The sequence below is a fragment of the Yimella radicis genome (genome assembly GCF_054778255.1).
Genome location: NZ_BAAGZR010000023.1, coordinates 43,898 through 54,184, shown reverse-complemented (window position 1 = coordinate 54,184; position 10,287 = coordinate 43,898). Strand labels below are relative to the sequence as shown.

The following is a 10,287-nucleotide window of genomic DNA, read 5'->3' as shown; positions in this document are numbered from 1 at the left end:
CAACCACCCGCACCCGACGACACAGACTCCACCCGGCACAAACCCAGTCCCGGCCGGCCTCGCGGCCCGGAGCGCTAGCGGAGGGACGCGAGGCCGGCCCTTCACCTGGCCCACCAATCGCACCTCCCGCACCCGGCGACGCAGCGCGCACCCAGACGGCATCAGACGGCAGGGGAGCGGGGTCAGGAGCCTGCACGACTCCCGACCCCGCTGTATGGCCTGTATGGGCTTAGAAGTCGAAACCTCGCGCGATGGCGAGGCTCGCCCAGGTGGCGAGCTTGTAATCGGGGTCGTCACCCTGCGCGGCGTGGAGGGCGATCTGAACCGTTGCTCCGGGAACGGTGTTGGGCGAGCCGTGGGCGATGATTCCGGCAATCGTCCAGAACGGGGCGCGGTGACCGGTGGCCATCCGGGATCCGGCTTGACGCAACGCCTCGACGATCACCGGGTATCCGACCTTGTCGCCCGCTTCCCGTATCGGCGTCGACAGTGCGACCACGTCTTTGTGATTGTCGGCGAGCAGTGCATCCCGCAGGGCCAGGTCGGTCAGGGCCGTTGCCAGACCGGCTAGTTGGTCGTCCTCGACTCGGTTGCCCTCGATCATCAGCAGGAACGTGGTGACGGCCTCGATGCGGTCGGTGGACGTGGCCGGGGCGAGGGTGCCCTGACCCGTCCATGCTGCCCGCAGTTCCTCGACGGCCACGGGTGCCCCGGTCTGCACCCGAGTACGCATGACGTGCGGGTCGTCGTCACCGGCAAGCGGCACGACTTCGCCGGTCGTGCAGTCCTGGAAGGTTTGGCCAGTCACGACGTAGGTGTCTGTGTCGATGCCGCACGGCAGCGCTCCCGCTTCGATGGCGTGGGCCGCCGGGTCGGTCTCGGTGTTCGTGGGGTTCCACAGTGCAACAAGCAGACGGCGGACGTCTCCGTGAGTACGGAAGGTTTCGATGAGTCGGATGGTGTATTCCGCGAAGTCGTCCGGTGTCCCTGCCTCGTCCAGGTCGAACCGGGCCGTTCCGATCACGCGGTTTCCGGCATCCAGGGCCGTGACCGTGGCGGCGTCGATCAGGTGAATGCCGAAGGTTGCGGGCATCGTGCCGAGCAGTGAGGAGGCGGTAAGGGAGGTGGTCGGGCGGTTCGTCATGGCTGACGTCCTTTCGGTTGGTGGGTGGCACCCCGTGTGTTGATGTATTCAGTGTATGGCATGTATGGCGTGTATGGCACTGTTTGCTTGCTATATCTCGCATGATGGACGGTCGATCTCGCGCGCGACCCGGCCGAGGCGGACCCCCTCCTCAAAGCTCTGAGCGCGGCCGAAGGCCGCTCCGAGCCAGTCGGGCCGGGCAAGGTGTCGCGCGGAGCTTGCGGAGCGCGCGCCCGGCCCTCGACTGGCAGAACAACGGGTCGGCGAAGCCGACGCCGCTATCCGGCTGCGCAGCAGCCGGCGACCGCAGGTCGCCCGCCGCCGGCCGCCGGCCCCGTTGGTTACTTCTTGGTGCTGCGCTTCTTGATGCCTGCGGCGCGTTCCTCGACGGGGGAGAGGGTGTAGCCGTTGGCGGCCAGGAACCGCAGGTAGCGGGCGGTGTGCTTGTCCACCTGTCGTCAGGAGTGGGTGCCGGTCCCGGCCTCGGTGGCTGCCATGACGTAGCCCAGGGCCAGCACGGTGGCGCGGCCCTCGGTGGCCTGGTCGAGGGCGCTCTGGGCGGCGGGATCGCGGTAGCCGCCACGGTGGCCGGTGAAGGTTTCGACTAGGTCACCGCCCGCGTGCTTGTTCAGGCCGTGCGTGTCGTAGAACAGTGCGGCGGCGATGAATGCGGCGCTGCCCTTCGGGGCGCTCTTGCGGGTGAGGAACTTGGTCACCCACTCGCGGCGCACGGTTTCCGACGCCTTCCACGCCTTGTTGGACTCGATCACGTCGCGTCGTTCGGCGGCGGCTGCCTCCCGCTCGCTGTCGCTCATCTCGGCGGCGGACTTCTTGGAGGAGGGGGTGCTGCCGTAGCGGTCCTGGTGGCCGTGCTTGCGCCAGTCGGTGCAGACGTAGACCGCTTGGACCTGCTCATCACGCCAGCTTTGGACGAGGTAGGCCGCGTGCCCCGCGCACTCGGCGTGTTCCTTCACGCCCAGGCCCCCGTTGTCGTTGCCCTTCAAGTGGCTCAACTGCGCGGCCTTGCGGTCGTCGTAACTGGGCTGGTCGATCACGGTCACTTTGGCAGCGGTCAGCGCCTTGGTCAGTTCGGCGCGGGCCTGCGCTTCGGAGCGGTCGTCGCGGATGCGCTGCAGGGTGTGGTCAAACTGTCCGTCACTGAGGGCCTTCATCAGCCGCGCGACGGCGTCGGGGTCGTCGTCGACCTCGGCCAGACCGGCGGCCTGGTCGATAGTCAGGGCGTCGTGGGCGCTGAGGGCGTCGCGGGCGGCCTCGGATGCGGCAGCGGCCAGGCCCGCGTCGACCTGGGCGCGCTTGTGGCCGGTGCGCTTGGCGATCTGCGTCGGGGTCAGCCCGAACGCGGTCAACTGCTCGAACGCGGCCGCGTGCTCCCCGGCGGTAAGCGCGGTGCGGTGGTCGTTCGCGGCCAACTGGTCCACGATCCGCTCGGCATCCTCGGGGGAGGGGGAGACGTACGCCGGGATGGTGCCCAGTCCGGCCTCGACGGCTGCGAGGGTGCGGCGCTGCCCGTCCACGGCGACGATGCCACCGTCGGCGTTGCGGTAGGCCCGGATCGGCAGCAGGACGCCTCGGTCCTTGATCGAGGCGATGAACGCCTTGTCCAGGCGGGCGTCGAAGCGCACGTTCGTCCCGATGGTCACGGTGCGCGGGTCGACCTCGACCAGTTCGGTGGTGTGCTGCTGGGTGCTCGTCGTGTCGGTCATGATGTCGCTTCCTTTCGGTTGGTGGGTGGTACCCCGTGTGTTGATGTATTCAGTGTATGGCATGTATGGCATGTATGGCACTGTTTGCTTGTGGTATCTCGTATGATGGACGGTCGATTTCGCGCGCACCCGGCCGAGGCGACCCCCCTCCTCGGGTGCTGTGGTCGCGCAGCGGCCTCCGTTTCTGAGCGCAGCGAAGAACAACCGACACTGGCCGATGGCTGCGCATTGTTCGTCCCCGGTCGTCGCGACCGGGGACGGGATCAGTGGCGGATGCGGCGGAGGAGTTCGAGGTTGATGGCGATGAGGATGAGGTTGAGGAGTGTGTTCATCGGCGGCTCCCTGAGTCGTGATGCGGCGGTAGAATGTGTTCCAAGGGAAGGGCCCCAGCCCGGATGACCGGGACCCTCCCACTTGGGTTAGCGGCGACTAGTTCGTCTGCGGCGTCCACGAGCTCGAACTCGTGGGCGCCGTTCGCTTTCGCGACGACGAGTAGCGGCCGCTGCGCCAAGCGTCACTACCGCTGTGGCGAGCGTGACGACCGAAATCGCCAGCTCCACCCACTGCTGGGTGTTCGACACTTGGCCTCGCCTCCTTCCTGTAGAACGCCACCGGGCGATCCGGTGGCGGCCCGCGTGGGGCGACCCCTGGCTGACGCCGTGAGGGTGGGCTGTCAAGGCCGGCCGCAGGCCGTCGCGCAGCGATCGGAGCGAAGCGGAGAGCCTTGACAGGTCGGGGTCCCCGCGGTGTCAGGCTGGGAGAGCCCTGCGCGTGCCATACCCGACCAGGCTGGAAGCGGACTCCCGGCGGAGCGGCCGCAAAAGGGGCCGAAGGCCGCGGCCGCCCCGCTGAACACAGTCACGCCCCTGGGGCGTGTCCGGGCCTGCGGTCTGTCGACGAAGCTCACTGGAAGAGCTGGTCGATCAGCCACTCCGCCAACCGCCCGAGATCATCGGCAGCCCTGATCGCGCGCCACCCGGTGCCTACCAACCGCCACCAACGATCACTGGCCACGGCCTGACGCCGCCGCGGTGATGGGGACCCAGCATCCTGCTCACGCTCTCGGGCGACGCCGTTGAGATCACCACTGTTCATGGGTGCTCCTCCTTGGGTTTGCACCCGTCCACTGGCGAGGACAGGTGCGGTTGGCGGCCGAGAGGTGACCTCAGAGGTCACGAGACCCCGGCCGGCAACGGTTTTTTCCCGCTGCATCTCTTCCGCGGAGTCACCGCCCAAAGCGACAGGATCGGCGCGGGATCAGAGATCGGAATAAATCGAACACATGTTCGATAGAGTGAGGCGGTGGGGCAGTCTCGAGCGGATCGCACTTGGCGCACACCGAGCTCGACACGGCATGTGTGGGTGGCTGGCGGAAAGGGCCACTTCGGACCGCCGGCGCATCCGCTTGGGTCGTCCTCGCATCAGCACGAGCCGCCAGTCCAAGGGCTGGTCGCCAGCTGGAGACGCCGGAGATACCAGTGGGAAGCCCTAGTGATCGTGGCCATCGAACCGGCGCCGACCGACTCGGGACGAGCCTCGGCCGAGCGGGAGGCTGTCGTGATGCAGCGGTGGGTGCCAGCGGCCGACCTACGTGCGGTGCCCGCTGACCCAAATCGAGCCTTCGGGGCCCGGTGACGTTTGTCAGGAGGTCACCTCGGCGAGATGAGCCCAAGGGAGGGCCAGGCGTGGGGCTAGGTCAGCTCAGCCGGCGCAGGTGCTCCACGGCCGCCCACACCACGGCCTCGTCGTCGGTGAGCCCGGCCGGCGCGGACGCCAGCAGGGAGCGTCCCCAGTCGGGTCGGGTCCGCAAATGAGCGCGGGCCTGGTCGACGGTGAGGACAGGGAACTGGGGGCGGCGCGTTCGTGCACGCCGAAGCTGATCGTCGAGCTCGGCCGCGAGGTCGGCGGGCATGGTGTCGAAGAACCCTTCGCCCTGGTCCTGGTGGTCGTCGTGGTGCGGGGAGCGGGTGCAGGCTGCTCCGCCGATGCAGCGGGCCACCGCTTCGTGGCCGTGCTCGTCGACGACGGTGACCCATCCCTGGTCGCACTCATGCGGCGGGATGTGCTGGGTGTAATGCGTGTAGTAGGTGTAGTGAGTGTCGGGTTCTCCATGCCGGCCCATAGCGTCGAGTTCGGCCAAACCGGGGTGGTCGGCCTCGATGTCGAGGTCGCGCAGCAAGCCGGCCAGCACGACTGCGGGGCGGGTCTGGATCAGGTGGGGGTCGAGGTCGACTAGACGGTGGCCACGCCGCAGCGCTTGGTCGGCGAGGGCAGCGAGCACGTCAGCGCCCGTCCACGGCGTGTTCGCGGTGGCGAACCGCATCAGGGCCGGGGTAAGCCTCGATAGCGGTTCTCCGGCCAGCCAGGGCAGTCCTGCGGCTACCCGAGCGGCCAGACGGGCCGTCGCGGCCCTCCGGCGGGGGTCGACTCTCTTCCTCGGGGATGGGCGCGGCGAAGCCGCGTCCTTTCGTCGGCCGCTTGCGGCCGGTCTCTGACCGTGAAGGTTGAGAAGTTGAAGGTTGGTTACTCGAAAAGCTGCCCCTAAGGGGGAAGGTGGACGAAGACCTGGTGAATCAGTCGCGACCGCGGCGGCGTGGCTACCGAGGTAGATGATCCAGCGGCCGGCGTGGTTGCGGGTGAGTCGGGTGAACCGGCAGCTGATCGTCGGGGGAATGTAGGCGAGCTGCCACACCGAAGGGATCCCGCGTTGCGGGTGGCGTCCGAACTCGGCCGCGAGGGCCATGCGCTCGTCTCGACCGAGCTCGCGGCCGCGGTACAGCTCGAGAGCGATCCCGAACTCGGCGGCGATCGCCATGGACCGTTGAACGGTCTTTGCCTCGCGATTGCAATCGGCCGCCACGACCGCCTTTTCCGCCCGTAGCTCGCCGGTGCGGCCGTCCGCGTGCATCGCAGCTGACGTCATCACTGCGCACCAGGTGGTCACTGCGATCTCGTGCCGGCGGCACGCCGCGCGCAACTCGGGAGTGCCCGCGAGGGCCTGCACCAAGTCGATGTAGGTCGATCTGCTCGACCACACCGGCAGCCGACGGCGAGCACGACGCGGAAGCGAACCCGGGCCAACACCGGACACCGGGGGAGCTGCAGGACGACGGGCACGCGTCGCAATCGCGGCCACCGTCGAGGCGCGCGCCGCCGGCAGCAACGGTTCCGGCACTCGTCGAGAAACACGGTGCCGCGTTGGCTTTACCGGAAAATGGGTAGGGGGTATCGTGGGCAGCAGACAACCCACCTCTCTGGCGAGTAGGTGTACATAGAGGCCGAGCGCTAACTCGGTTTCGCTTACGAGGGCTCCCGCGGTAACGGGGGCCTTCGTCATGTCGCGGCACTGCCGCGAAGCCTCATCCGGTCAAAGGCAGCTCCCGTTGATGTACCGGACCCGGAGGAAGGTCACGTGGAGCTACGCGGTCGAGGGCTTTCCACTCGAGGTACGCCTGGACGCTGACTCCGCACTCCGCGGCACGTCGCTTCAGCTCGTCCCGGTCTGCCTTCGAAAGTCGGAACGCCACCGTGTGGCCACGCTCAGAACTGCGGTGCGCGGCGGCTGGAGTCGGCATGTCTCCTCCTTCAAATCCTCGAAACGTTGTTTGGCATCTTTGCATGCAGGAAAGCGGGAGTCTGGAACTCACCTGCTTGGCGTGTCGCGCAGCGTCTCGCAGCGGCACATCCACCGCCCCTTAGTCTATGGCCTACGGTACAGGTGTACCTTATGAACGGAAAGCGATGGGCCATCATCTTTCGTGGATGATGGCCCCTCCCGTCAGATTACGGGAGTCAGCACATGGTGCATCGAGCAGCTTCGACTGATCCCGATGCCGCATCGCCGCTCGTCACGATCGGCGAAAGCACCGCAGCCGCGAGCATGAGTGCTGCAACGACCTTCCTCACGGGCCCCACCTCCGTTCTCCTTGCCACAGCGGTTTCAGCCCTGATCCTAGCGGGCCTTCGATAGACATGACTAGGGTCTACGCCGTGACCACGACCCCCCGAGACCACCTACAGCTTCGGTTTCGTGCGCTGTCAGACCCGACCCGGCTACAGATTGTCGAAGCCTTGCGCTACCGGCGACAACTGACGACAGCCGAGTTGATGAAGGTCACTAGCAGTCGGTCATTGGCTCATCATCTGCGCACTCTTGAAGAGGCTGAGATCATTCGCGTGGTCGGCGAACGGGACCGTACTCGGACGGTGTGGGAGGAAGTGCCCATCGGGCATCGGCCTCAAGCTGCTTGGGATGAAAGTATGACGACCGATCCAGAGATGACGGCAGCGATTCGCGCCCTGGAGCGCGCCACCACCTATCACCGAATCTCGCGGATGAGGGCGTTTGATGACCAGGTTCGTGATGGTGAATGGCGGGATGAGTGGGCGGACGCTGCGATCGGCCGCGACTATCAGCTCCAGCTGACAGCCGAGGAGTTGCAGCGCCTTGATACAGAGCTAGCCGAGGTGCTTGAGCGGGCAAAAAAGGCGTCGCAGAGCCGGGGTTCAGGCGACAATGAGACTCAGCACATCTTTGTGACGCTCGCCGGCTTCCCAGTGGACTTAGGGATTCCTCGTTGAGCACAGCCGTAGAGCCCGTGGTCTGGCACCGCCGCCCCGGCGTGCGCCCCTACATCGCTGCCTTCGTGGTCGACACAGCCGCATCTGCCATCTTCTTCGTAGCACTGGCCTGGGTAATCGTTCACTCGACTAGCAGTGCATGGGTCACTGCGGCGCTGCTTGGCCTGGAGAGTGTTCCTCGCGCAATCTTGCTGGTCGCCGGCGGCTTGCTGGGAGATAGGTTGGGGCTCCTCAGCACAGCCAAGTGGACACTGACAGTGCGGATTCTCCTCGCGGCTGGCTTCGGTGCCGTCCTTCTGATGGACCCAGACACCCGACTAGTTCCTCTGATAGCGGTGACCCTGGTCTTCGGTCTAGTCGATGCGTTGCACATGCCGGCAATCGACGGACTACGCGGCCTTGTTGTGACCGAGGAAGAGGAACAAGAGCAACTGACCGCCACCATCGGGTGGACCACCCAGGTCGTCGAGGTCGCGGCGGCACCAGTCGCTGGGTCCTTGGTCGTTCTGGCTGGAGGAACGGTCGGGTGGTCGATGCTGGCCTTGCTCCTCTTGGCTCGGGCGCTGCTTGGCGTTGTGATCCGGGCGGGAACGATCAAGCGGGTAGAGGGTGAGACCGTCGAAGGGCTCGGACACCGGCCGCGAGCATTTCGACACCAACTAGCCGAAGGCATCCACATAGTGCGGTCTGACCGCGCAATCAGCTCGCTTCTCGGGGTGTTCATGCTGGGGAACATGGCTAGCACGGCGCCTCTGATCGCCGGAATTCCACTGAAAGCAAAGGAATTCGGTTGGTCAGGGACAGTCTTTGGAATCGCTACCCTTGGTTTCTCCCTAGGCGCTGCCCTGGGCGCTTTTCTCTACTCCCGCGCAGCTCGTCGACGTTCTGATCGCCTTCGCACTGGCCTGCTGGTCATGCTTGCTGCCTGTGTGGCATTCGCTGCACTGGCGGTCTCCACCGAGCCGTGGCAGGTGACAGCTTCCGCGTTCGCTGGAGGCGTGATGTTGTCCTTCGCCGCTCAGACCTTCATCGCTTACATCACAACTGCAACACCCAGCGAGCATCTAGGGTTCGTTACTTCCCTGCGACAGGCGGCTATCTTCGGCGGTATCCCCGTGGGCTTCGCGATCTACGGTGCGCTCACGGCCGTCCTCGATGTCCCGAGAGCTGGCCTGGTCATGACATGCGTGCTAGCCGGCGTCAGTGTCCTCGCACTTGCGACAGTTAGAGCTCGTGGCCACGACGAGCATCCCGCTCGAACGTGAGCCGGCGAAGCTCATCGGCAAATATGCCCTCATCAAAGAAGACCCGAACGTCGACCGAGAGCGTTGAGGATATGGCGAGCAGAACATAGCCAGACGGGTTCTTTGTGACTCCAGCCCGCAGGTTCGACAGCTGGCCGCGGGAGAGCTTGAAACCGTGTCGGGCCATAGCTGCCTGGAGGGGCAAGAGTCCCCACGGGCGAGGTGACTGCTGGTCGGAAAGATCCTCACTCGCCCCGAGGAGTGCATTGAATCGGTCGGTGAATGCCGGCAGGTGCATGGCGCGAGGATACTGCAGCCACTATCCAATATTGTGGATAGTAAAACCTTGTTCAAGAGTCGCCGCGACACCTTCCATGCCCGGTGTCGAGCAGGTTTGATAGCCGTCATCGGGCACAGGCTCGGAAGGGTCCGAAGGGGAGGCGCGATGGGGGATCAGAGCGTGATTGAGACACATTCTGACGCCGTCGCGACATGCGATCACCTAGCCGTTGAGCCGCACAGCCGCGAAGAACTGGCGCAGCTTGGCATCGTGGGAGTCAATCCTGACCTAGCCGCGCGTTTGCTCGCGTACGGTTACGCGGACTCGCCTGCCGCCTGAGTAGTACGCCGCTGCTTCACAAGCTGATCGATCTCGCGCTTGATTCGGTCAGCCTCGGACCAGAAGAAGCGGGGATCTACTCCAAGAACGTCTGATAGAACGAACAGAAGCTTGGCTGGCGGGGCCTTTCTTCGGCCGGATGCGTAATGTCGAAGGGCTGCTGGTGAAATCTCCGCACCCCGTGCAGCGCAAGAGTGGGCTAACGCCACGTACGTCCACCGCGCACCGGCAGGGTCCGGCAGGTGGTCCATCAACCACTGGAGATTCTCAGCAAGCCCGGGAAGGTCCTGTGATCCGGCGCGGTTAGCCATCCGCCACGGTCTCCTTCCTCTGGTTCTAGCTCACTCAAAAAGAGTTTGGGTGACCCGAGCTTAGGCCTACCTGCTGTTCCCGAGTTGGACAAGTAGTCAAGTCGCTTACGGATCGCAGTCCAGAAGAGGAAGCCGCTTGCACTGCAGGCGTACAGGTGTACTCTTGCAACAGACGGCGAGGTACACCTGTACGCAGAGTGTGCCGGCGACAGAGCTACGAGGGAGGCACAACATGCCGCACACGCCCGATCTACCCAGTTGGTCGATGTGTCTTGGGATGCCGGGGATCTATGTCGAGGTGGCCCGCGAGGTTGCCGCGCATGCTCTGGCGTTGATGCGACTGGGCTCCCCTACGTCTGTGACGGTGGAGGGCAGTGGCCTCCAGGTCCAGGGAGCGACCCGCCGCGATCTCATCGCGGGGTTAGGAGAGTCGTCCCGGCAGTGGCAGGAGAAGGCGGACCGTTTGGCTTTTGTCGACCTTGATGGCTGGAGCGCTGCGGTGCTTCGCTGCGAGCACGCCCGCAGCTTGAAGGATTGGCTGCAGATCACCGAAAACAGTTCGCCAAGCAGGCGTGCCGAAACGCGCTTGTTCGGAGCTTTGGCGTGAGGAAGCAACCGAAGTCCTCCGAATCGAGACAGTGCCCGAGTGTGCCTGCTTTTCCGG

The 10,287-nt window shown here is 65.5% G+C and carries 9 protein-coding genes; 4 read left to right on the top strand and 5 right to left on the bottom strand.

Annotated features, from left to right (window positions below; genetic code table 11):
* Positions 1–229: 229 nt before the first annotated feature.
* From ACYU8W_RS12265 to ACYU8W_RS12250, 4 genes are all read right to left on the bottom strand, one after another.
* Complete coding sequence (locus ACYU8W_RS12265) at positions 230–1,144, bottom strand: hypothetical protein (RefSeq protein ID WP_499469435.1); 915 nt, start codon at positions 1,142–1,144, stop codon at positions 230–232.
* A 458-nt stretch (positions 1,145–1,602) separates the two neighbouring features.
* Positions 1,603–2,868, bottom strand: a complete 1,266-nt coding sequence (locus ACYU8W_RS12260; protein ID WP_499469433.1) for a ParB/RepB/Spo0J family partition protein — start codon at positions 2,866–2,868, stop codon at positions 1,603–1,605.
* A gap of 903 nt (positions 2,869–3,771) precedes the next feature.
* On the bottom strand, positions 3,772–3,963 hold the full coding sequence (locus ACYU8W_RS12255; RefSeq protein ID WP_499469431.1) for a hypothetical protein: 192 nt from the start codon (positions 3,961–3,963) through the stop codon (positions 3,772–3,774).
* 601 nt (positions 3,964–4,564) lie between these two features.
* Positions 4,565–5,191 (bottom strand): hypothetical protein, encoded by a 627-nt coding sequence (locus tag ACYU8W_RS12250; RefSeq protein WP_499469429.1) that lies wholly within the window; start codon positions 5,189–5,191, stop codon positions 4,565–4,567.
* 390 nt (positions 5,192–5,581) lie between these two features.
* Between ACYU8W_RS12250 and ACYU8W_RS12245 the strand changes: the two genes are divergently transcribed.
* Positions 5,582–5,749, top strand: a complete 168-nt coding sequence (locus ACYU8W_RS12245) for a hypothetical protein (protein ID WP_499469427.1) — start codon at positions 5,582–5,584, stop codon at positions 5,747–5,749.
* Between the two features lie 478 nt (positions 5,750–6,227).
* Here ACYU8W_RS12245 and ACYU8W_RS12240 read toward each other — a convergent pair whose 3' ends face one another.
* Complete coding sequence (locus ACYU8W_RS12240; RefSeq protein WP_499469425.1) at positions 6,228–6,443, bottom strand: plasmid mobilization protein; 216 nt, start codon at positions 6,441–6,443, stop codon at positions 6,228–6,230.
* Positions 6,444–6,858: 415 nt separating this feature from the next.
* On the opposite strand from ACYU8W_RS12240, the gene ACYU8W_RS12235 reads away from it, so the two are divergent.
* The 3 genes from ACYU8W_RS12235 (at position 6,859) to ACYU8W_RS12225 (ending at position 10,230) form a co-directional block, all read left to right on the top strand.
* Positions 6,859–7,449 (top strand): helix-turn-helix domain-containing protein, encoded by a 591-nt coding sequence (locus ACYU8W_RS12235; RefSeq protein WP_499469423.1) that lies wholly within the window; start codon positions 6,859–6,861, stop codon positions 7,447–7,449.
* Complete coding sequence (locus ACYU8W_RS12230; RefSeq protein WP_499469421.1) at positions 7,446–8,714, top strand: MFS transporter; 1,269 nt, start codon at positions 7,446–7,448, stop codon at positions 8,712–8,714. Before ACYU8W_RS12235 ends, ACYU8W_RS12230 begins: the two co-directional genes overlap by 4 nt.
* Before the next feature lie 1,141 nt (positions 8,715–9,855).
* Entirely contained in the window at positions 9,856–10,230 is a 375-nt protein-coding gene (locus ACYU8W_RS12225) for a hypothetical protein (RefSeq protein WP_499469419.1), read from the top strand.
* Positions 10,231–10,287: the final 57 nt, after the last annotated feature.